Origin of the sequence: Halovalidus salilacus (genome assembly GCF_031852275.1) — an archaeon.
Classification (GTDB): Archaea; Halobacteriota; Halobacteria; order Halobacteriales; family Natrialbaceae; genus Halovalidus; species Halovalidus salilacus.
On sequence record NZ_CP134700.1, the window covers coordinates 1,524,315 to 1,546,271 of the forward strand.

The following is a 21,957-nucleotide window of genomic DNA, read 5'->3' on the forward strand; positions in this document are numbered from 1 at the left end:
CCAGGCGAGCGCGGAGAGTCGACGGACTGCCAACAGCTCACCGCACACGTCACTCTATCGCGTTGGTCTCGAATCGTACCCGCTCGAGCGTGTTTCGACCCGAATTCCGGCCGGAAGCGCGTCGATCGGCGTTCGACGACCGATCGGAAAAAAGCGGAACCCGAAACCGAAATCGGACGCCGTCCGAAGCGTCCCTACCGACTCACTGGAATCCGATGCGACTGCCGCGCCGTCCCGTCCCGGGTTCGACCGGGCCCGCGTTGCCGGTGAACTCCTCCTCGATGCGCTCGTAGTAGTCGAGGATGTCGTCCGTGATCGTCGGCCGGACGTTCTCCATGGCCTGGCGGAAGTGGCGCATCTCGACGATGTCGGCCTCGTGGTCCTCGCGCAGGGCCTCGATGGCCGCCTCGCGGCCGATCGACTGGAGGTCCGAGCCGACGTAGCCGTCGGTGATCTCCGCGATCTCGCGCAGGCTGACGTCCGCCGCGAGCGGCGTGTTCTCCGTGTGAATCTCGAGGATGCGCTCGCGGCCCTCGACGTCGGGCTGGCCGATCATGACGAGGCGGTCGAACCGACCCGAGCGCAGGAGCGCGGGGTCGATCATGTCGGGGCGGTTCGTCGCGCCGATGACCATCACGTTCTCCATCTCCTCGAGGCCGTCGAGTTCGGTCAGCAGCTGGTTGACGACGCGCTCGGAGACGTTCGAGCCGACCTCGCCGCCGCGGCCGGGCGCGAGGGCGTCGAGCTCGTCGAAGAAGATCACCGTCGGCGAGACCTGCCGCGCCTTGCGGAACGTCTGCCGGATGGCCTTCTCCGATTCGCCGACCCACTTGCTGAGCAGCTGCGGGCCGCGCACCGAGATGAAGTTCGCGTTCGTCTCGTTGGCGACGGCCTTCGCCATCAGCGTCTTCCCGGTGCCGGGCGGGCCGTACAGCAGGACGCCAGCCGGCGGGTCGATCCCCAACCGATCGAACCGCTCGGGGGTGTTGAGCGGCCACTCGACGGACTCCTGGACCTGCTCTTTGGCGTCGTGGAGGCCGCCGACGTCGTCCCACGAGATCTTCGGGAGTTCGACGAGCACCTCGCGCATCGCCGAGGGTTCGACCTCGTTGAGCGCGCCGCGGAAGTCGGTGCGCTTGACGATCATCCGGTCGATCAGGCTCGGCGGGATGTCCTCCTCGTCGAGGTCGATCTCCGGGAGGTACCGGCGCAGGGCCTTCATCGCCGCCTCCTTCGTCAGGCTCTCGATGTCCGCTCCCACGAAGCCGTGGGTCTCGTCGGCCAGGTCGGAAAGGTCGACGTCGTCCGACAGCGGCATCCCGCGCGTGTGGATCTGCAGGATCTCCTCGCGCCCGGTCTCGTCCGGGACGCCGATCTCGATTTCCCGGTCGAACCGACCGGGGCGACGGAGGGCGGGGTCGACGGAGTCGACGCGGTTGGTCGCCGCGATGACGATGACCTGTCCGCGGGCCTCGAGGCCGTCCATCATCGTCAGGAGCTGGGCCACGACGCGCCGTTCGACCTCGCCGGTGACGTCCTCGCGCTTCGGGGCGATCGAGTCGAGTTCGTCGATGAAGATGATGGCGGGCGCCTCCTCGCTGGCGTCTTCGAAGATCTCGCGTAACTGCTGTTCGGACTCGCCGTAGTACTTCGAGATGATCTCCGGACCCGCGATGGAGAAGAAACTCGCGGAGGTCTCGTTGGCGACCGCTTTGGCGAGCAGGGTCTTCCCGGTGCCCGGCGGCCCGTGGAGCAGGACGCCCTGGGGCGGCTCGATCCCCAGCTTCTTGAAGATCTGGGGGTGTTTCATCGGCAGCTCGACCATCTCGCGGACGCGCTGGATCTCGCCCTGGAGGCCCCCGATGTCCTCGTAGGTAATTCCGCCGCCGGTCTTCTCGAAGCCCGAGATGGGCTCTTCGCGCAGTTCGACGTCGGTGTCCTCGGTGATGAGGACGACGCCCTCCGGTTCCGTCTCGACGGCGATGAGCGGAATCGCCTGGCCGGGCGACCGCATGAATGGGTGGTTCGTCGAGGACATGACCGGGACGATGTCGCGGCCGACGACCGGGCGCTTCAGGATCTGGCGCTTGACCATGCCCGCTGCGTCGGAGCCGAACTGCACCGAGGCCTCCTCGGGCGGGGCGAGCACGAGCTTGTTCGCCTTCGTGGCCTCGGCTTTTCGGATTGTCACCCGCTCGCCGATACCCACGTCGGCGTTCTGCCGGGTGAAGCCGTCGATGCGGACCGTGTCGGTGTTCCAGTCCTGTCGATCGGCCCGCCACACCTTCGCGGCGGTCGTATCCGCGCCTTCGATCTCGATGATGTCGCCCGGACTCAGCTTCAGGTGCAACAGCGTGTCCGGGTCGAGCCGGGCGATACCACGACCCGAGTCGTTCGGGTACGCCTTGGCAACCTCCAGTTGGACTTCGTTCATGATTAGGGATGGACGGCGATGTCTAACTCTCCGATTCGGTTCCGGATAGCTCTTTTGCTAGACGGAGTCTACCGGTTGTGCTACGCACTATCATATGTAGCTCGGACAGGAGGACAGTTAGCTGTACCGGACCCGGCCATTGCTGTGCCTAGTTCCGACGAAATTCCATGTTTCGGTCATACATGTGACACGTGCGCGGAATCCACGGGCTTCGATGACGAACGCCGCCGATCGCCCTCGAGCCGTCGGCGACGTCCGTCGGCGGGTGGACGAGTTCCCCGCTCGCCCCGAGTCCGGAGGGGTCCGCGGCGCCGACCGGACGCTTTTATACCGGACCGGCCGGCCTTCTAGGTATGCGACTACTCGCCTTCGACGGACGGATGGGAGCGAGCGGCGACATGATCCTGGCGAGCCTGCTCGACGCCGGCGCAGACCCCTCCGTCCTCTCCACCGTCGAGGACGCCCTCGAGGTCGAGTACCGGGTCGACGACACCGAGAAGTGCGGGATCGCCTCGACGACGGTGGACGTCCTGTTGACGGACGCCGACGCTCGAGACGAGGAACCCGGCAACGGCGAGCGCGATTCCGAGGCGGAGGGCGATCACGAGGGCACGGACCCCCGACACGAACACGGCCACCACTCGCACGCCCACTCTCACCACGATCACTCGCACGCGCACGATCACGGTGATCACCAGCACGGCGACGGCCACGATCACGAACACGAGCACGTCCACGCGGAGGGGCACGGCCCCCACCGGAGCTACCTCGAGGTCCGCGAGATCGTCGAGGGGATGGCCCTCGAGCCGTCCGTCGAAGCCGACGCGCTCGCGATCTTCGAACTGCTCGGGGAGGCTGAGGCGAGCGTGCACGGCGAGGATCTCGAGGGGATACACTTCCACGAGGTCGGCGCGGACGACGCCATCGCGGACGTCGTGGGCGCGGCGCTCCTGCTAGCCGACCTCGAGCCGGATCGCGTCGTGACGACCCCGCTGTCGACCGGCGGAGGCACCGTCGGAATGAGCCACGGCGAGTACCCCGTTCCGACGCCGGCGGTCGTCGAGATCGCGCGACGGGCCGACTGGGCCCTTCGGGGAGGACCCGTGGAGGCGGAGCTGCTCACCCCCACCGGAGCGGCGATCCTCGGGCACGTCGCCGAGGGTGTCGACACCCTGCCGCCGCTCGACCTCGAGTCATCCGGGTACGGCGCGGGCGGCTACGACCTCGAGCTCCACCCGAACGTGCTTCGGGTTCTCGTCGGGACGTCCCGCGGGCGACTCGAACGCGATGACATCGCCGTCCTCGAGACGAACCTCGACGACGCGACGCCCGAGGTGCTCGGGGGGTTGCAGGAACGGCTCGCGGACGCGGGCGCGCGGGACGTCTCCGTCGTGCCAGTGACGATGAAGAAGTCCCGACCCGGCCACCTCGTGAAGGTGATCTGCAAACCCGAGGATCGCGAGCGCGTTGCCCGCCGCCTCGCCGAAGAGACCGGGACGCTCGGCGTGCGAGACGCCGGCGTGACCCACCGCTGGATCGCGAATCGGGAGTTTATGACGGTGGCGCTCGAGATCGACGGCGAGCGCCACGAGGTCGCGGTGAAAGTCGCGAGCGACGCCGACGGCGAGGTGTACGACGTCAGCGCGGAGTACGACGACGCGCACGCGGTGGCTCGAGAGACCGGCCAGGCGATCCGGGAGATCGTCAGTCGGGCGGAACGGGACGTTCTCGACGGTCTCGAGTGACCGCCGATCTTGACCGATCGAACCGATACTGAGGATATCGCCGACGCCGGCTCACTCGTCCGACGAGTCGCCGTCGTCCCCCGGATCGGACGGATCGTCCGACAGGTCGATCTCGATCGACTCGGTCGAGGACGTCGACGGGACGACCTTCGATTACGACGGGGACAGCGACCAGCTGAACGACGGCGACCAGTACTCGACCGCCGAGATCGAGCAGAGCCAGAACGTCTCGCAGGCGAACTTGAACTCGAACACGGCCCTCTCGGTCGCCGAGGACGACGGAAGCGCGTCCACGTTCCAGGTGAGCATGCAGGAGAACACGAACGTTCAGAACGCGTCCGCCGAGTCGACCACCGTCGACGAAACGTCGGACGACGACGAGACGGAGGGCGACGAGTCCCACGACAAGAAGGACGAGAGCGACGACGAGAGCGAGACGAGCGACGAGGAGGACGAGGCGAGCGTCGAGAAGACCGACGCCGATGACGAGAAGAAGAGCGACGAAGCGGAGACCGACGACGAGATGCCCGGCTTCGGCGCCGTCACCGCCGCGGTCGCGCTCCTCGCCGCCGCGATGCTCGGACTCCGAACGCGAGCGTAAGCGACGCAGTTCAACGACTGCCGTTTACGCCGATCGCCGTTCAGTCGTATCGATCGGCTCCGTGTCGGCGCTCGAGTCGACGTCGCGGGCTCGAAGACGAACGGGTCGGGATCTGACGATCAGTGTTGTTCGGTCGAACCGACGTCGGTTTCCGAATCATCGGACGCATCGTTTTTTCGATCGTGGACCTCGAGCGCCTCGTCGACCGTCAACTCCCCCGTAGCGACGCGGCGGGCGAGCACCTCGTCGATCGCCCGGTTCGTCTCGCTACGCTCCCGGGAGCGATCCTTGATGACCTGCAACTCGCCCGCGGTCGGTTCGATCTCCCGAGTGTCGACGGCCTCGCCCTCGAGGCGGGCGATGTTCACCGCGGCGAGGACGTCGCCCATCCCCCTCGCCCCGATGCCCAGGTACGGCGTCGTCCCCGTCTCGTCGACGAGTTCGACCCGGACGTCCTCCAGTTCGTTGACCAGCTTCGCGCTCTCGAGGCGGGAGCCGTCGCCGACGCGGACGACGGGCGCCGTCTCCTCCGCAGCCTCCCGCCGGATGACGTCGACGGCGTCGGAGAGCGGGACCTGGAACGCGGCGACGATCACTTCGCCCGCGAGGACTGCGATGCCGGGTTTCTTCCCCGGATCGACCCCGATGATCGTTCGCCCACCCCCACCTCTGACGGCGGAGAGCGCCTCGTCGACGGCGCGGCGGGGGTCGTCCGGTTCGGCCACGATCGTCGTCACGTCCGCGAAGGCGTCGACGTGGTCCGCGTCGGTCACCACGACGGCCGTCCGCTCGGGGGGCTCCTCGTCCGGTTCGACGGTCGTAAACGTCGCTCCGCGGTCTCTGAGTTCGGTGACGACCTCGTGATAGACCTCGAAGTCGGCGGTGGCGACGACGATCACGGGTGGCGTTTCGTCCGGGATTCGAATAAACTATGCCGTCTTCCGGTACCGTGTACTCGGCACCTGTCCGAAGTAAAACGTAAATTTTCTTTTGAAAAGGACGAGAGGTGTCCCCATGGGTGCAGACGTGCTGATCGTCGACGACTCGGAACTGATGCGGGGGATGCTCAGGGAGATCGTGAGCGACCGCTTCACCGTGGTCGACGAGGCCGAGAACGGAAAGGAAGCGGTCGAGAAGGTGCTGGCGGCCTCGCCGACCGTCGTCCTGATGGACATGGTGATGCCGGAGGTCGACGGCGTGGAGGCGACCGGCGTCATCAAGCGACGAAAGCCCGAGATCCAGATCGTCTTCTGTACGAGCGTCGACCAGCAGTCGCGCATGCGCGACGCGATCGACGCCGGCGCCGACGGCTACGTGTTGAAACCGTTCGAAGAGGAGATGATCGTCGAAGCGATCGAGGACGTCATCTGAGGGGGATTCGCGTTCCGATCACGGTCACCCCTCGACCTCGAGTCCGCCGAGAGCGATCGACGATGGACCGGCCGACGGTCGCGCGGGTCCCCTCGAGCGGCGATGAACGCCCGGGCGGTGGACGCCCGAGTCGGATCGGTTCCGGGGGGTTTTTGCGTCCTACCTTCCAACGACGACCGTGAACGGGGAGCCGATCCCGACCGGCTGTGGTCCGGTCGACGACTTACTCGGCGGGGGATTCGAACGCGGCACCGTGACGCAGTTGTACGGCCCGCCGGCCGCCGGGAAGACGAACCTCGCGCTCTCGGGCGCGGTGGAAACGGCTGTCGCTGGGGGAACGGCGGTCTACATCGACACCGAGGGCGTCTCCGTCGATCGGTTCCAGCAACTACTCTCGGCGAGCGTCGACGCCGAAGGCACCGACCCGGCCGACAACGCGGACGACGAGATCGCCGAGGTCGCCTCGCGGATCGTCATCGAGGACGCGTTCGACTTCGAGGAGCAATCCGAGGCCGTCCGGGACGCCGAGGACTTCGCCGATCGGGCGGACCTGATCGTCCTCGACAGCGCGACCGGCTTTTACCGCCTCGAGCGCGGCGAAGACAGCGCGGAGGGCGACGCCCTGCGCAGCGTCACCGGACAGGTGACCCACCTGCTCTCGCTCGCGCGCAAGTACGACCTCGCGGTCGTCCTGACCAACCAGGTGTTCGCCGACCCAGACTCCGACCGCACGCGCCCCCTCGGCGGAAACACCTTGGAACACTGGACCGGCGTCGTCGTCAGGATCGACCGATTCCGCGGGGGGAACAGGCGGGCGACGCTCGAGAAGCACCGCTCGAAGCCCGCCGGCGAGTCCGTCCAGTTCCGGATCACCGAAACGGGCCTCGAGGGAACCGACGACGCGGCGGGATTCTAACCGGCCACCGATCCGAGCCCGTTCATCGCGGCTCGCTCTCTCGGTGAGTTCGAAACGCAAAACGACGGGGGAGCTACGCCCTCAAATTTCGTTCAGCTTTCGCAGCAGTTGGCCGCGGTACTCCTCGTCGCTCTGGACGCCCTTGAGTTCGAGGACGTTGCGCTCGAGTTTGTCGAGGGCGACGCGGAAGGCGTTCTCCGCGCCGTAGCCCTCGCCGGTGCCGGCGACTTGCCCCTTGTTGGTCCGCAGGCGGATCTTGGCCTGGATCAGGGGCGTCCCGCGGAGCTTCTCGTTGTGCTCGTGGAAGCGGACGTGGGCGTGGAACACCTGCATGTCCGCGTACTTGTCGGAGGCGTCCTCGATGCTCTGGACGACCGACTCGCGGCTGATGGTGTCGAGCAGCGAGACGTTGGTGATCTGGACGTCCATGTGCTCCTCCTCGGTGAACGTCAGCGCCCGCAGGACGTCCGTCTTCGTGATGACGCCGATGACGATCCGGTCGTCGTCCTCGGGGGTGACCATCAGCCCCGCGTAGTCCTGCTCGAGCATCGTCTCGACGGCCTCCTTGGCGGTGGCGTCGAGCGTCGTCGTCTCGACGGGGCTGTTCATGATGTCGTAGACGGGGACGTCGAGCATCCGCTCGGAGTCGCCGACGCGGTCGCCGGTCGTCGTCGAGTGGCTCTTGCGGATCACGAAGTCCGCGATGTCGTGGGTGGTCACGACGCCGGCCAGAAAGCCGTTCTCGTTCAGGACGGGCAGCCGGGAGATGCCGTTCTCTCGGAGGTAGTTGATCGCCCGGCCGATTCCGTCGTCCTCCCGGATGGTGACGGGTTCGTCGGTGTATATGTCCTCGACGGTCAGCGCGTCGAGGTTGTCGAGTACCGCCTCGAGAATCGCGTCATCTGAGATGACGCCCCAGAGATCGCCGTTCTCGAAGACGGGCGCCACCTTCGCGTTGCTCTCGATCAGGACGCGGGCGGTCTCCCGAACGTCCTCGTTCCGGTCGACCGTGGGTGCCGGCGCGTTTCGGCTCGGCTTGATCAGCGCCGCCACCTTGGCGTCGTCCTCGACGTGGGACTGGAGCACTTCCCGCTCGCTGATGACGCCCTGGTACTCGCCGTCGTCGGTGACGATGATTCCCTTGGGGTTGCCATTCTCGAAGGTCGAACGGACCTTCCCCATGCGCGTTCCGACGTCGACCTCGATGTACTCCGTGGTGGCGATCTCGGCGATATCCATCGTTCTGTGCGGAGATATTCGCGCCGCGGTATTTAACGTACCGCCCGGCTACGAAAAGCCGGGAATTTCCCCCACCGCCGTCCGGCGGTCGATCGCCCCCGCGCTTTTGAGCCCGTACGTGGAAGCCGGCGTATGCGATTCGATATCGGCGTCCTCGGGCGGTACACCTACCTCGCCACCGAACTGTTCTGGGGCGCGATCGCCCTCGTCCTGCTCCGGCGGGCCGGCGCCCTCCGCCGGGCGTGCGTGACCATCCTCGCGCTCTACCCCGTCGCCTACGCCTGGGATCGGTACACCCTCGCCGTCGGCGTCTTCGACATCGAGCTTCGGACGGGGATCGACGTGGCGGGCATCCCGCTCGAGGAGCACCTCTTCATGGCCGTCGTGCCGGGACTGGTGGTCGGCGTGCACGAGACGATCTTCGGCGCGACCGACGAACTGCGCGCCCCGGACGCGTCGTCATCGGCCGACCGTAGCGGCTCCGAGGGTGACACCGCGACTGGCGGGTTTCACCCTGTGCGAGGTACCGCGGCGGTCATGAGGCGGCATCTGGTACCCGGACGGTGATGGTCGCCGACGGCACCGAACCGCACCCCCGAACCCGCCCTCCCTCCTCGGAACCGGACGTCGAGAACGCCCGCGGTTTCGACGCCTCTCGAACGTCTAACGGTCCATCGGATGGAACCGCCGCATCGGACGCCGACTCGAGGCGAGCGGCGCCGCCGTCTGCGAACCGAACGCGAGACGTCGCCGGCGTCGCGTCCGTCCTCCGAGTCCTCGTTTTCCTCCTCCTCTGTGCGTCGCTCGCGCTCGCCACCGCGCTGGCCGCCCCGTTCGTCATCGACGGCGTCGAGGACGTCGACGATCTCGGCGACCTGCGCGGCGTCGACGATCGACCGTCGCCGAGCGAGGAACCGCCCGTCGCCGGCGATCGCGACCCCGAGCGGACGGATCCCGACGACCCCGGCGAGACGACTTACGAAACCGACGTGGAGGAGGTCTCCTCGGTGACGATCGAGGACTTCGTCCACGCGGAGGTGAACGACCGGCGCGACGAACACGGCCTCGAGTCCCTCGAGTGGGACGGGACGATCGCGTCGGTTTCGCGGGCCCACAGCGCCGACATGGCGGAGCGGGACTACTTCGATCACGTCAATCCGGACGGCGAGAAGCCGCTCGACCGGTTCGACGACGTCGGGAGCTACTGCCGCGGCTACGGCGAGAACATCGCGATGAACTGGCTCGACGAACCGGTCGAAGCGTCCGGCGGAGACTCGGCGACCGAGTACTACACCGCGGAGGGGATCGCCGAAGCACTGGTCGACCAGTGGATGAACTCCACGCCCCACCGCGAGGCCATCCTCGAGGAGAACGTGCGCGGCTCCTGGGACCGTGCCGGCGTCGGCGTCCACGTCACCGACGAGGGACGCGTGTACGCGACCCAGAACTTCTGTGACGAGCGATCCCGAGGGCTGTGAGGATGAGTAGCGACTTCTGTGGCGCGTATCGACGCCGTTCGTGCTCAGCTGCCCAGCGGTGAGGGCGTCTGTGACGAGCGGTGAGGGCGTCTGTGACGAGCGGTGAGGGCGTCTGTGACGAGCGGTGAGGACGTCTGTGACGAGCGGTGAGGGAGTCTGTGAGGTGTGCCGACGGTGCTTCGAGGGAGCGTCCGCGGTGAGGCGGCGCGTGGATGGGCGGCGTTCGACAGCGGGACCGCGGAGGGAAACCGACGCGAGCACACGACTCGAGGAACCGAGACGCAGCTACTGCGAGCGACGCCATTCACTCTTTGCTCGGCCGGTCGTACGGTCGGGATATCGATGGCATACAAGGAGACGCTCGTCACCGTCTATCGAACGGCGAGCGACAGAGAGGTAACGTTTCTCGCGGCCGGCTTCGCCTACTACGCGTTCGCTTCGTTGATCCCCCTGGTGTTGCTCGCGCTCGCCGTCGGCTCGCTGCTCGGCGGCGAGGCGCTGGCCGAACGACTCGTCGTGATCGCCGGCGATTTCCTCCCGGCTTCGGGCGAGCAACTCCTGACGGACGTCCTCACGACCGAATCGGGCCGGGCCGAGGCGACCGTCGTCGCGCTCCTGGTCTCGACCTGGGGTGCGCTCAAGGTGTTTCGCGGCCTCAGCCTCGCGTTCGACGTGGTGTACGGGACCGAAGTCCAGGATTCGCTCTCCGACCAGATCGTCCAGGGGCTCGTCGTCATCGTCTCGGGCGCGGCCGCGATGGCGTTGATGGTCGTGATCGGGGCCGTCCTCCGGTTCCTCTCCGGGACGATTCCGTTCGCCGGAGCGTTCGGTTCGCTCGCGCTGTTGCTCGGTCTCGTCCTCGTGTTCGTGCCGATCTACTACGTCCTCCCCCCGATCGACGTCGCCCCCCGCGAAGTGCTTCCGGGGGCCGCGTTCGCCGCCGTCGGCTGGGTGGTCCTCCAGATCGGCTTCCAACTCTACGCGTCGACCGCCGGCCAGTACGAGGCCTACGGTGCCGTCGGCGCCGTCATCCTGTTCGTCACCTGGCTCTACTTCGCCGGCATCCTGATCCTCTTCGGGGCCGTCCTCAACGTCGTCGTCTCGCGACCGGAGCTGGCGGCGTGATCATCAGTGAAGGAGAGTGTGTACTTAGTTGAACCGTACTCCGAGGGAAACGATTATCCCCTCCGGGTCGCCACCCCACACCCATGAGCGACGACCGAGCGCCAACCGAACCCGACGACGGGACCGACGGCGACGCCGACTCGACGCCGGAACTCGAATCCGTCGGCGGCCTCTCGACGCCCGGCGGCGGCCCCCGTCGAGTCGTCTCGAGTCGGAGCGTCGACGACATCCTCGACTCGCTCGAGGTGACGCCGGACGGCGAGACCGACGCGGCGGACCGTCCGACGAACGGAACGTCCGACCCGCTCGAGGACGAGACCGAACTCGGGACGCCGAGTGAGAGTACGGACGACGACGTCGAGTTGGGTGCGACTGGGGCGGAGTTGGACAGGACCGACAGCGACTCGCGCGCGTCCGACGGTACGTGTGAGGTGGACGGCCGGAAGCACCAGCGCGGTTCGACCGCGAACGCGCCCTCGAAATCCGAGACCATCGACGCTGCGGCCGCGGCCGTGGCGTCGATCCGCCGAGACGAGAACGCATCGCCGACCGCCGGCGAGGCCCCCGAACCATCGGAGTCCACCGACCGTGGGGGTTCGATTCGCGCCGACGAACCGAACGACGGCGAGTCGAATCCCGACCCGGATCATCGCCTCGAGCGCGACGAGATCACCGGCGCGGACGTCCGCGCTGCGGAAGCGGTCGACGGGCGGGAACGAACCCCCGAGATCGACGAACTCGACCTCACGCTCGACGACCTCGAGTCCACGGAGGACGCTTCGCAACCGCCTCGAGCGGGGACCGAAACCGGACCGACGGTACGGGGTGACGCGCTCCCGAACGACGCGGGCCCGCTCGCCGGCGCGGTCGGTCCCGGTGGCGCCCCCGGTGAGTCGGAGACGGCGGCGCGCGAAGACGGCGATACGTCGTCCGCTACGAAGAAATCGGACGACGGCGACGGCTCGAGCGGACTGTTCGGTCGAATTAAACGACTGTTTTCGCGCTGACGGTCTCCCGAAAGCGAGGACCCCGGCGCGTCAGTCGGCGGCGTGAACGGTTTCCCCGCCGATCTCCGGGCGCTCGACCTCGCGATCGGTCTCCTCGCCCTCGATGTCGTAGGGGTACTCGCCGGTGACGCAGCCGAGACAGAGGTCGATGCGCTCCTTGCCGAGGACCTCGGCGACGGCGTCGGTCGAGAGGTACGCCAGGCTGTCGGCGTCGATGGCCTCGCGGATCTCCTCGGTCGTCTTGTCGGCGGCGATGAGCTCCTCGCGGGTGGCCATGTCGATCCCCATGTAGCAGGGCGCGAGGATCTGCGGGGAGCCGATGCGCATGTGGACCTCGTCGGCGCCGCAGTCTTTGAGCAACTGGACGAGCTGGGTCGAGGTCGTCCCGCGGACGATGCTGTCGTCGATCAGGGTGACCGTTTTCCCCTCGACGGTCGATCGGATCGGGTTGAGCTTCAGCCGGACCGCGCGCTCGCGCTCGTCCTGGGTCGGCATGATGAACGTCCGCCCGACGTAGCGGTTCTTCATCAGCCCCTCGGCGAACTCGACCCCGTCGTCGAGTTCATTCCGCGGTTCGCCGTCGGCGGTCGTCTCGCTCGCGGCGTCGGCGTAGCCCGAGGCGAACGCGCGCCCGGAGTCGGGGACGGGCATCACGACGTCGGTCTCGACGCCGCTTTCCTCCCAGAGCTTTCGGCCGAGTTCGCGGCGGGCCTCGTAGACGAGCGTCTCGTCGATGACGCTGTCCGGGCGCGCGAAGTAGACGTGTTCGAAGAAGCAGTGGGCGGTGTGCTCGCGCTCGATCAACTGGTAGGAGTCGAATTCTTTGCCGTCGGCCCGCAGGACGACCAGTTCGCCGGGGCGGACGTCACGGACGAGATCCCCGTCGAGGGTGTCGATCGCCGCCGACTCGGATGCGAGCATGTAGCCGTCCTCGAGCTTGCCGATGCAGAGCGGCCGATTGCCCCGTGGGTCGCGAACGCCGAGGATGGTGTCGTCGTGGCTGATCGTCAGCGAGTACGAACCGTGAATGCGCTGCATCGTTCGCTTGACCGCGCGCACGAGGTCCTCCTCGAGCAGGTTGCGCGCGAGGTCGTGGGCGATGACCTCCGTGTCGCCGTCGCTGGTGAACGCGTGGCCCAGATCCGCCAGTTCCTCGCGGATCTCTTCGGCGTTGACGAGGTTGCCGTTGTGGCTGAGCCCCAGCGACCCGCTCTTGAACGAGACGGAGAAGGGCTGGGCGCAACAGGAGTCGACGGATCCGGCGGTCGGGTACCGAACGTGACCGATCCCCGCCGAGCCGTTGAGCACGTCGAGGTCGTCCTCGTCGAAGACGTCGCCGACCAGCCCCATCTCGACGTGGCTGTGCTGCTGGAAGCCGTCGTGGGTGACGATCCCCGCCGACTCCTGTCCGCGGTGTTGGAGCGCGTAGAGCGCGTAGTACAGCGGCCGCGCCGCCGATCGACCGTCGAGTGAGACGCCCACGACGCCGCACTTTTCGGTCATCCCTGTTCGCCGGGGAGTCTCGCCCCGCCCAACTGTCATGGGAGTCAGTTGGGTGCCGAGTCGATAAAAATCCCCGTGTTTGTGCCTGCTTCAGTTTTCTCTAGTGCCCGTAGTATGCACGTTTGTGGATATAGTCGACCGTGATCGCCGCAGCGGGAACGATCGGGTGGTACCCGACTCGCAGCGGCCGCCGAGGGCAGCGGTCCGTCGACACGGTACCGCGCTACCGGCGTCTCCGCTTCGGCGCGTTCCCACGAACGTGGGTATCCTCGGTCGCTCGAGCGATGACCGAGCGTTCATATCAGTTCGCTCGAACTCCCGAGTATGCGACTCGAGGAGTACTGGGGCGTCGGTCCGAAGACGCGCGCGACGCTGATCGAGGAACTCGGTCGGGAGGCGGCGATCGAGGCGATCGAACGCGGGGACGTCCGCGCGCTGGCGGACGCGGGACTCCCCCGCGGCCGAGCGACGCGGATCCTCCGGCGGGCGACCGGGGGTCCGGGGATGGACGTGCTGGCGACGAGCGACGCGCTCGCGGCGTACAAGGAACTGCTCGACCTCGCGGTCGAACACGCGGTCACCCGGCGCGCGGCCGATCGCATACGGGTCCTCACCCCGCTCACGGACCGCGACGAGATGGAAGCCCGCCTCGATTCCGTCCTCGCTGCGCGCCACGCCTGGGCCGCGCTGGACGAGGACGATCGGGAAACCGTCCTCGAAGCCTACGAGCGCTACGACGAGCGCGACGGGAGCGAACGCGCCGCCGTCGAGGCCGCGCTCGCGCTGCTCGAGGCGGGCGTCGACTCCGGTCCCTTCTCCGCCGTCGCCGACCTCGAGCGGGAGGCGCTCGAGGAGGCCGCCGACGCGCTCGCCGCCTTCGACGAGAACGGGCGCGTCCGACCGGGCGCAGACGAGGAACTCGACCGCCTCCGGGACGCCCTCGGCGCGGTCGAGGACATGGACGCGAACGCGCTCTCGCTGATCGACGACCTGCGCTCGGACGGCGTTCGCGACGTCGACGCGTTCCGGGACGCGTTCGAGGACCGCCTGCTCAGCGAAACGCAGGTCACCATCGACCAGGTTCGGGAGGCGATGCCGCGGGACGCCGCCGACGCGACCGACTTCGTCGGGGGCACCCTCCGCGGCCTCCGGTCGGACCTCACCGCGGCCGTCGACGAGCGAGAGGAGGCCGTCGTCGCGGACCTCGAGGAGACCCTCACGTCCGCCGCCGACGCGGTCGACCGGGCGGTGTCGGCGGTCGACGAGATTGCGCTCCACCTCTCGCTGGCGCGGTTCGCACTCGCCTACGACAGCACCCGACCCCGGTTCGCCGACGGGGGCGACGAACCGGCGGTTTCGGTGGTCGACGCTCGGAACCTCACGCTCGCCGCCAGGGACGACGAGTCGGTCCAGCCCGTCACGTACGGCCTCGGACAGCACGGTATCGACGACTCCGAGGCGATCGATCCGAGCGGCGGCTTCGGGGCGGCGAACGACGACGCCGAAACCGTCCCCGGCACCGAGCGAGTGGCCGTCCTCACGGGGGCGAACAGCGGCGGAAAGACGACCCTCCTCGAGACCCTCTGCCAGGTCGTCCTGCTGGCGATGATGGGCCTACCCGTTCCGGCCGAGCGGGCGGTGGTGACGCCGGTCGACTCGCTCGTCTTCCACCGCCGCCACGCGAGTTTCAACGCGGGCGTCCTCGAGTCGACGCTGCGCTCGATCGTGCCGCCGCTGTCGGCGGGCGGTCGGACCCTCATGCTGGTCGACGAGTTCGAGGCGATCACGGAACCCGGCAGCGCGGCGGACCTGCTCCACGGCCTCGTCACGCTCTCGGTCGATCGAGGGGCGCTCGGCGTGTTCGTCACCCACCTCGCGGACGACCTCGAGCCGCTGCCCGAGGAGGCGCGCGTCGACGGCATCTTCGCGGAGGGGCTGAGCCCGGACCTCGAGTTGCTCGTCGACTACCAGCCGCGGTTCGACACCGTCGGTCGGTCGACGCCGGAGTTCATCGTCTCGCGGCTGGTGGCGAACGCGAGCGACCGCACCGAGCGAGCGGGGTTCGAGACGCTCGCGGAGGCGGTCGGGCACGACGTCGTCCAGCGGACGCTCGTCGACGCCCGGTGGAACGAGAGCGAGCGCGACTGACCCGGCCGTCGCGCCCGTCGGGCTCGGCTCCCGTTATTCATCCCCCTCCGTCCAGCGGTCCGGCGTCGGCGTGTACTCCGGACCGTCCTCGTCGAGCGACGATCCGTACGTGTACACGCGCCCGCCCTGGTCCTCGCACACGCGCGCCTCGAGGTACGACTGAGCGGCCCGCCTCGAGAGCGCGCCCATCTCGATGACGTCGGCGAGGACGGTTTTCGTCGCGCGGAACCACGTCCGGACCTCGACGTCGCGTTTTCGCGGTGCAACGCGCGTGATCGCCCCGCGCCCCTGTTCGCGGCCGTCCCCCCACTCGAGCCAGAGCACGCGGTAGGGTTCGACCTCGAACTCCCGCGAGACCAGGTAGAGCGCCTCGTGAACGCGGGGGTCGAGGTAGTCGGTGAGGATGCGCTCCAGGGCGACCGAGTCGGCGAGCAGGTCGGAGTCGACCGCGCCGGCGGCCAGCGGTGAGTCGGCCGTGATCCGGGTTGCGAGGGCGAGGTCGTCGCCGCCCCAGTGGCTGTACCGGAGGTCGTAGAGGCGATCGGGCCGCCGGTAGCCGACGAGCGCTCTATGTCCCATTCCCCTTCGCGCGAGACCGGTTTCGGGACCGGGTCGGCTCGCTCCAGACGCGTTTTCGGGTCTCACCGGTCGCCGCCTTCGTCCGAACGTCTTCGCGTCGCATCGGTCGGTCTGGCCTCCCCACCCTATTTGAACCTGACGTGGCTCCCTCGACACTGTGACGAACCGCCGGGGTGTTAGCTCCCTGCGGGTCGTTGGCCGCCACTTTTGTAATAAATATTGAATGTCGTCGAACGGTTTAGAAAAGTATTATGAACCCACCTCACAGCTACACGAATATGGCTGAATTCGGCGTTCTGTCGCTATTCCCGCCGCTGTTCGCGATCCTGTTGGCCATCGTCACGAGGCGACCGATGCTCTCCCTGTTCCTCGGCGTGTGGTCAGGAGCTGTCATATACACGGGCGGGCACGGCATCGCACAGACCTTCGACTGGATCGTCGCCGCGATCATCGCCGACGACGGATTCAACGTCCGGATCCTGCTGTTCACGCTGTTTCTCGGGTCCGGCGTCGCACTCATCTGGCGCCTCGGCGGCGCGCTCGCGATCCAGAACTGGGCCGCCTCACGCCTCGAGAGTCAGCGGACGACGGCGGCTGTCACGTGGTTCCTCGGCGTCGTGATCTTCTTCGACGACTACGCGAACACGGCCATCGTCGGCTCGACCATGCGGGACATCTCCGATCGGTTCCGCATCTCCCGGGAGAAGCTCTCCTACATCGTCGACTCGACCGCAGCGCCGGTCGCGACGATCGGCATCTCGAGCTGGGTCGCGTACCAGCTGTCGATGATCGAGGAGGGGTTCGACGAAGTGGGGGATCCCGCCGGCGTGGAGGTACCGAGCGCGTTCACCGTCTACCTCGAGTCGATTCCGTACAACGCCTACGCGCTGCTGGCGATCGTCATGGTCGCGATCGTGGTGTTCAGCGGCCGCGACTACGGGGAGATGCTCGACGCCGAGCACCGCTCGTGGACCACGGGACGGGTCAACCGCGAGGGCGCGGTCCCGCTCCAGGAGGTCGACGAAGACCTGAGCCCGCCGATCACGGACAGGCCGATGCTGCGCACGTTCTTCCTGCCGGTGGCGGCGCTGATCGTCGTCACCGTCGCGGGCGCCCTGTGGACCGGCTACCAGGCCGCCGAACTCGCCGGCGTCGGTGACCTCCTGGCGCTCTCGCTCGGCGGGTTCGCGGAGAACGTGGCCGGCGGGGCCGACTGGGCCAGCGCGCTCATCTGGGGGTCGTTCGCCATGGTCGTCACCGCGATCGTCATCGGGCTCGCCTACGACCTGTTCGACCTCGCCGAGGGCGTCGAGACCGTCCTCGAGGGGTTCCACCTGATGCTGACGGCGGTGACGATCCTCGTGCTGGCGTGGTCGATCAGCACCGTGACGGACGAACTCGGTACGGGGGACTTCGTCTCGGCCGCCGTCGAGGGCACCCTCTCTCCGAGCGTATTCCCCGTCGTCGTGCTCCTGACGGCGGCGGTCATCGCCTTCACGATGGGGTCGTCGTGGGCGACGATGGGGATCCTCACGCCGATCGCGATCCCCGTCGCGTTCGACCTGACGGGCGACTTCTCCCTCGCGCCGATCGTCGTCGGCGCCGTCTTCTCCGGGGCGATCTTCGGCGACCACACCTCCCCCATCTCCGACACGACCGTCCTCTCGTCGACGTTCACCGGCGCCGACCTGATCGACCACGTCCGAACGCAGGCGTACTACGCGACGACCGTCCTGCTGGTGGTCATCGTGGCGTACCTCCTGAACGGCTACCTCGGCGTCCAGCCGGCGATCTTCCTCCCGCTCGGGGTCCTCCTGCTGATCGGCCTGGTCTACGGCCTCTCCGAGGTCGACGCGCGGCGGAAGGGGATCGAGCCGGTCGCCCAGCGGGCCGACTTCGAGGAGGGCGAAGCGGCTCCGGAACCCGCGGGCGATTCGACGGAGGCGACGGACTAGACCGCCGATTTCATCAGCCTTTTGCCGTCCGCGGGTGTCGTCTCACGTGTATGAGCTACACCCTCGACCACGTGATGATGCGCGTCGAAGACCTGGAGGAATCGCTCGAGTGGTACACCAGTCACTTCGACTACGAGGAGAAGGACCGCTACGAGGGCGACGGCTTCACCATCGTCTACCTCGGCCCCGAGGAGATGCACGAGGACGCAGCGATGCTCGAGTTGACCTACAACGAAGGCGAGACCTACGAACTGGGCGACGCCTGGGGGCACATCGCCGTCCGCGTCCCCGAGGGCGAACTCGAGGAGTACTACCAGCAACTGATGGACGAGGGCGTCGAGGACTACCGCGACCCCGAGTCCTGTGGCGGCCGCTACGCGTTCGTCAAAGACCCCGACGGCCACGAGATCGAGATCGTCCAGCGCGACCCCGACGAGGGTGCCCTCTGGAGCATCGATCACACGATGATCAGGGTGGAGGACGCCGACGAGGCGCTCGGCTTCTGGACCCGGAAGTTCGAGTACCAGCACGTCGGCCGCTGGGAGTCCGACACGTTCGCGAACTACTTCGTCGAGCCCGAGGACGCCGCGCCCGAGGGGATGGCCGTCGAACTCACGTACAACTACGACGGCCGCACTTACGAGTTGGGCGACGCGTGGGGCCACCTCTGCGTCCGCGTCGACGACCTCGAAGAGGACTGGGAGCGACTGCTGGAGCGGGAGGCCGAGGACTACCGCGATCCGGAGAGTTGCGACAACATGTACGCGTTCACGACGGATCAGGACGGTCACGAGATCGAACTGGTGGAGCGCGATCCGGACGCCGACTCGCTGTTCCCGTTCTGACGCGAACGGCGCCAGATCGGGAGGCGCTCCCCGCTCGAGCGACGATCCGCCTCACGGTCGATCGACAGGTGGTCTACGTGACCGTGCTCACTCGGATTCCGCCCCCGACGGCGATCGGTCGTCGTCCGGTCCGTCGACGACTTCGAACTCGGTACCGCCACAGCGACAGTCGTCCCGCCCGATCGCCCTGATGATACCGTTTGGCCACTCCCGGGCGGTGTACACGGAACCGCATTCGGTACACCCTGCGAGAACCCTCGTTACGTCGTCGCGATTGGCCATCTCGGTTACCGTCAGTAAGGGAACGATCAGAATGAACGTTTCTAATTGAAGCCTGGTAGTCAGGGTCTACTGACGTTCGTTTCGAGCCCTCGTCCGATAGGCGGCGCCTACGGGCGCGAAACTCGCGATTGGGGGCCAGTACGCCGCACATATATAACGTACCAAAGAGGGTCACGATCGGTAACGTGATCGCTCGGCGGCGACGCCGAACGCCGCGTTCGACGGTCGGTCGGACGGACCGGACATCGTTCCACCGACCGTCGGGCGAAACGTGAAACGAGGGGCGTCCGACCGCGTCGTCGTCCGAGGGAGTCACGGGATCTCCGAAATCATGAGAGGAAAACCGTACGTCGAACGGACGTTGGTGGGTCTCCTCCTCGGCCTCGTGGTGGTTGGCGCGCTCGTCGCGCCGACAGCGGTCGCGGCCGCGGAACCGAGCGCGGGATCGACCGGCGCACAGGAGAACGAGACTGGAGACGACGAAGCGGAAGAACCGCCGATCGAAGAGGCCTACGACCAACCCGCGCCCGAAAAGGGGGACGAATACTACGAGGCGTCCGATCCGGACGGCGAGTGGATCAGCTACGATAATCCGCGCGACGAGTACCGCGACCCCTACCTCGGGGACGGATCGGGAAAGATCTGCACGACGCTCCTGAACGAGGAGGGTGAGCCGATCGTCGGCGAGAGCGTCCCGAACACGACGGTGACGATCCCCACCGGCGACACGATCGAGTGGCACTCGGGAGCCGATCCGATGACCGTGGAGTACCCCCTGACCGAGCACTACGAGTGGCCGCTCGATTCGGATCAGTTCGGAACCGACGAGGATCTGCCGCAGGGCGACGGCATCATGGACTCACACTGCATCGAGTTCCACGGCCCGGACGAAAACGCGACGATCGAGTACGGCGAGGCAGAGGTTAGCGGCGAGTACGCCGACCGGATCGAGGTCGTCGGCTACATCCAGCAGGCGAACGAGGCGTGGGACACCGACGTCGATCCGATCGAAGACGCCGTCTCCTACGAGGAAGCCGGCGGCGGGTGGACCTACGAACCCGACGGGTCTCACGGCCAGGCCGTCGTCGTGCTCCAGCTGGATCCGCCCGAAGACGCGTACGAAGACGGCTCCGAGGACGAGAACGAGAGCGAGAGCGAGAACGGTTCGAGCGGGAACGAATCGACCGATTCGAGTAACTCGTCGAACGCCACCGACGAGAACGATGGAACGGACGGCGAGTCCGACGGAGGCGACGGCGGAGCCGAGAACGCGCTCGACGAGATGCCCGGATTCGGCGTCTCCTCCGCACTCGTCGCGCTCGTCGCGACCGTAGTCGTGGCGAGGATGCGCGGGCGGCGGTGACACACCCCGAACGAACCGGGCTCGAGGCCCGAATTACGGAGTCGGGAGGACCGTCGGCCGCCGCGGTCAGTTCCCTCGAAGGTTCTCGACGTGGTCGATCCGCCGCTGAACGAGGTCGGGTTTCCCGATGTCGTGGCGCACGTGCAGTCCCTCCTCGCCGGCGACCGCGAGGGCGTCCTCGGCGATTTCCTCCGCCTCGGTGATCGAGTCGGCGACGCCGACGACGGCGAACGACCGGGAGGTAGTCGTGTAAATGCCGTCGTCGCGCTCGTCGACGCTGGCGTAGTAGAGCAGGGCGTCACCCGCACCCTCTTCGTCGATTTGCACCTTCGCCCCCGCCTCGGGGTCGGTCGGGTACCCCTCGGGGACGGCGTACTTACAGACCGTCGCCCGCTCGGCGAACTCGAGTTCCGGCGGCGTCTCGCCGTTGCGAGCGGCGACGAGGACGTCGAGGAAGTCCGTCTCGAGGACCGGGAGGGTGTTCATCGCCTCGGGGTCGCCGAAGCGGGCGTTGAACTCGACGACCTTCGGACCGTCGGCCGTGAGCATGAACTGGCCGTAGAGGATGCCCGTGTAGTCGTCGAGGGCGTCGACGGTCGCCTCGATGATCGAGACCGCCTCCTCGTAGTCCTCGGCGGTCATGAAGGGCAGTTCGCGCGTCGCGTCGGTGTAACTGCCCATGCCGCCGGTGTTCGGCCCCTCGTCGCCCTCGTAGGCGCGCTTGTGGTCCTGGACGGCGGGCGCGGTCTCGAAGCCGCCGTTCGCGACGAACGCCTGGACTGTGAACTCCTCGCCGATCAGGCGCTCCTCGAGCACGATACGGTCGTAGTCCGAGTCGCGGATGTACTCCTTGCCCTCCTCCGCGGTGACCTGATCGCCGACGACCTTCACGCCCTTGCCGCCGGTGAGGCCGGCGGGCTTGATCGCCAGGTCGCCGTCGTACTCGTCGATGTACTCGCAGGCGGCCTCCGGGTCGTCGAACGTCTCGAAGTCCGGACAGCCCGGGATGTCGTTTTCCGCCATGAACCGCCGCTGGAACGCCTTGTCCGTCTCGATGCGGGCGTCGGCCTGCTTCGGGCCGAACGCGTAGACGCCCACTTCCTCGAGGGCGTCCGCGACGCCGGCGGCGAGCGGCGCCTCTGGCCCGACGACGGCGATGGTCGCCTCGACCTCCTCCGCGTAGGCGACGACCGCGTCGGGGTCGGTCGTCTCGAGCGTCTCGAAGTCGCTCGCGATTCGGGCGATGCCCGGATTTCGGTTGCCCGCACAGGCGTAGATGTCGGCCTCGCTGCCCTCGAGCGCGCGGGCGATGGCGTGTTCGCGACCGCCGCCGCCGATAAGCAGCACGTTCTCTCGCATGGTCGCT

Annotated in this window: 18 protein-coding genes and 1 pseudogene; 12 read left to right on the forward strand and 7 right to left on the reverse strand. The window is 67.6% G+C overall.

Features of this window, described 5'->3' with window-relative positions; all coding sequences use genetic code 11:
• Nucleotides 1-202: 202 nt before the first annotated feature.
• The gene (locus RJT68_RS07580; RefSeq protein WP_407039757.1) at nt 203-2,434 is read right to left on the reverse strand and encodes a CDC48 family AAA ATPase; all 2,232 of its coding nucleotides are present in this window, start codon (nt 2,432-2,434) and stop codon (nt 203-205) included.
• Nucleotides 2,435-2,787: 353 nt separating this feature from the next.
• On the opposite strand from RJT68_RS07580, the gene larC reads away from it, so the two are divergent.
• Both larC and RJT68_RS07590 read left to right on the forward strand, forming a co-directional pair.
• Nucleotides 2,788-4,179 (forward strand): nickel pincer cofactor biosynthesis protein LarC, encoded by a 1,392-nt coding sequence (gene larC, locus RJT68_RS07585; protein ID WP_407039758.1) that lies wholly within the window; start codon nt 2,788-2,790, stop codon nt 4,177-4,179.
• Nucleotides 4,180-4,420: 241 nt separating this feature from the next.
• A complete protein-coding gene (locus RJT68_RS07590) occupies nt 4,421-4,780 on the forward strand; it encodes a PGF-CTERM sorting domain-containing protein (protein ID WP_407039759.1) in 360 nt (119 codons plus the stop codon).
• Nucleotides 4,781-4,899: 119 nt separating this feature from the next.
• On the opposite strand, the gene RJT68_RS07595 is transcribed toward RJT68_RS07590, so the two are convergent.
• Entirely contained in the window at nt 4,900-5,679 is a 780-nt protein-coding gene (locus tag RJT68_RS07595; protein ID WP_407039760.1) for a hypothetical protein, read from the reverse strand.
• A gap of 115 nt (nt 5,680-5,794) precedes the next feature.
• Here RJT68_RS07595 and RJT68_RS07600 point away from each other — a divergent pair, with 115 nt between their 5' ends.
• Both RJT68_RS07600 and radB read left to right on the forward strand, forming a co-directional pair.
• Nucleotides 5,795-6,151, forward strand: a complete 357-nt coding sequence (locus RJT68_RS07600; protein WP_407039761.1) for a response regulator — start codon at nt 5,795-5,797, stop codon at nt 6,149-6,151.
• Between the two features lie 178 nt (nt 6,152-6,329).
• On the forward strand, nt 6,330-7,067 hold the full coding sequence (gene radB / locus RJT68_RS07605; protein WP_407039762.1) for a DNA repair and recombination protein RadB: 738 nt from the start codon (nt 6,330-6,332) through the stop codon (nt 7,065-7,067).
• Nucleotides 7,068-7,148: 81 nt separating this feature from the next.
• Here radB and RJT68_RS07610 read toward each other — a convergent pair whose 3' ends face one another.
• The gene (locus tag RJT68_RS07610; RefSeq protein WP_407039763.1) at nt 7,149-8,306 is read right to left on the reverse strand and encodes a CBS domain-containing protein; all 1,158 of its coding nucleotides are present in this window, start codon (nt 8,304-8,306) and stop codon (nt 7,149-7,151) included.
• Between the two features lie 132 nt (nt 8,307-8,438).
• Between RJT68_RS07610 and RJT68_RS07615 the strand changes: the two are divergent.
• The 4 genes and pseudogenes from RJT68_RS07615 to RJT68_RS07630 all read left to right on the forward strand — a co-directional run.
• Nucleotides 8,439-8,732: pseudogene (locus RJT68_RS07615) on the forward strand (lycopene cyclase domain-containing protein); the annotation flags it as partial.
• Between the two features lie 140 nt (nt 8,733-8,872).
• Nucleotides 8,873-9,784, forward strand: a complete 912-nt coding sequence (locus RJT68_RS07620) for a CAP domain-containing protein (protein ID WP_407039764.1) — start codon at nt 8,873-8,875, stop codon at nt 9,782-9,784.
• Between the two features lie 342 nt (nt 9,785-10,126).
• Nucleotides 10,127-10,909, forward strand: coding sequence for a YihY/virulence factor BrkB family protein (locus RJT68_RS07625; RefSeq protein WP_407039765.1), 783 nt, complete (start codon nt 10,127-10,129; stop codon nt 10,907-10,909).
• Nucleotides 10,910-10,992: 83 nt separating this feature from the next.
• A complete protein-coding gene (locus RJT68_RS07630) occupies nt 10,993-11,916 on the forward strand; it encodes a hypothetical protein (RefSeq protein WP_407039766.1) in 924 nt (307 codons plus the stop codon).
• Nucleotides 11,917-11,946: 30 nt separating this feature from the next.
• Here RJT68_RS07630 and purF read toward each other — a convergent pair whose 3' ends face one another.
• Entirely contained in the window at nt 11,947-13,419 is a 1,473-nt protein-coding gene (gene purF, locus RJT68_RS07635; protein WP_407040342.1) for an amidophosphoribosyltransferase, read from the reverse strand.
• A gap of 324 nt (nt 13,420-13,743) precedes the next feature.
• On the opposite strand from purF, the gene RJT68_RS07640 reads away from it, so the two are divergent.
• Nucleotides 13,744-15,567, forward strand: a complete 1,824-nt coding sequence (locus RJT68_RS07640; RefSeq protein ID WP_407039767.1) for a DNA mismatch repair protein — start codon at nt 13,744-13,746, stop codon at nt 15,565-15,567.
• A 33-nt stretch (nt 15,568-15,600) separates the two neighbouring features.
• On the opposite strand, the gene RJT68_RS07645 is transcribed toward RJT68_RS07640, so the two are convergent.
• Entirely contained in the window at nt 15,601-16,146 is a 546-nt protein-coding gene (locus RJT68_RS07645; RefSeq protein ID WP_407039768.1) for a DUF6735 family protein, read from the reverse strand.
• A gap of 278 nt (nt 16,147-16,424) precedes the next feature.
• On the opposite strand from RJT68_RS07645, the gene RJT68_RS07650 reads away from it, so the two are divergent.
• Nucleotides 16,425-18,101 carry a Na+/H+ antiporter NhaC family protein gene (locus tag RJT68_RS07650; protein ID WP_407039769.1) on the forward strand — a complete coding sequence of 559 codons (1,677 nt, stop codon included), beginning with the start codon at nt 16,425-16,427 and terminating at the stop codon, nt 18,099-18,101.
• A gap of 50 nt (nt 18,102-18,151) precedes the next feature.
• Nucleotides 18,152-18,946 carry a VOC family protein gene (locus RJT68_RS07655; protein WP_407039770.1) on the forward strand — a complete coding sequence of 265 codons (795 nt, stop codon included), beginning with the start codon at nt 18,152-18,154 and terminating at the stop codon, nt 18,944-18,946.
• Nucleotides 18,947-19,033: 87 nt separating this feature from the next.
• Here RJT68_RS07655 and RJT68_RS07660 read toward each other — a convergent pair whose 3' ends face one another.
• Nucleotides 19,034-19,228 (reverse strand): hypothetical protein, encoded by a 195-nt coding sequence (locus RJT68_RS07660; RefSeq protein ID WP_407039771.1) that lies wholly within the window; start codon nt 19,226-19,228, stop codon nt 19,034-19,036.
• A gap of 331 nt (nt 19,229-19,559) precedes the next feature.
• Here RJT68_RS07660 and RJT68_RS07665 point away from each other — a divergent pair, with 331 nt between their 5' ends.
• Nucleotides 19,560-20,591, forward strand: coding sequence for a PGF-CTERM sorting domain-containing protein (locus RJT68_RS07665; RefSeq protein ID WP_407039772.1), 1,032 nt, complete (start codon nt 19,560-19,562; stop codon nt 20,589-20,591).
• 66 nt (nt 20,592-20,657) lie between these two features.
• Here the strand turns inward: RJT68_RS07665 and purD are convergent, their stop codons facing one another.
• Complete coding sequence (purD, locus tag RJT68_RS07670; protein ID WP_407039773.1) at nt 20,658-21,950, reverse strand: phosphoribosylamine--glycine ligase; 1,293 nt, start codon at nt 21,948-21,950, stop codon at nt 20,658-20,660.
• Nucleotides 21,951-21,957: the final 7 nt, after the last annotated feature.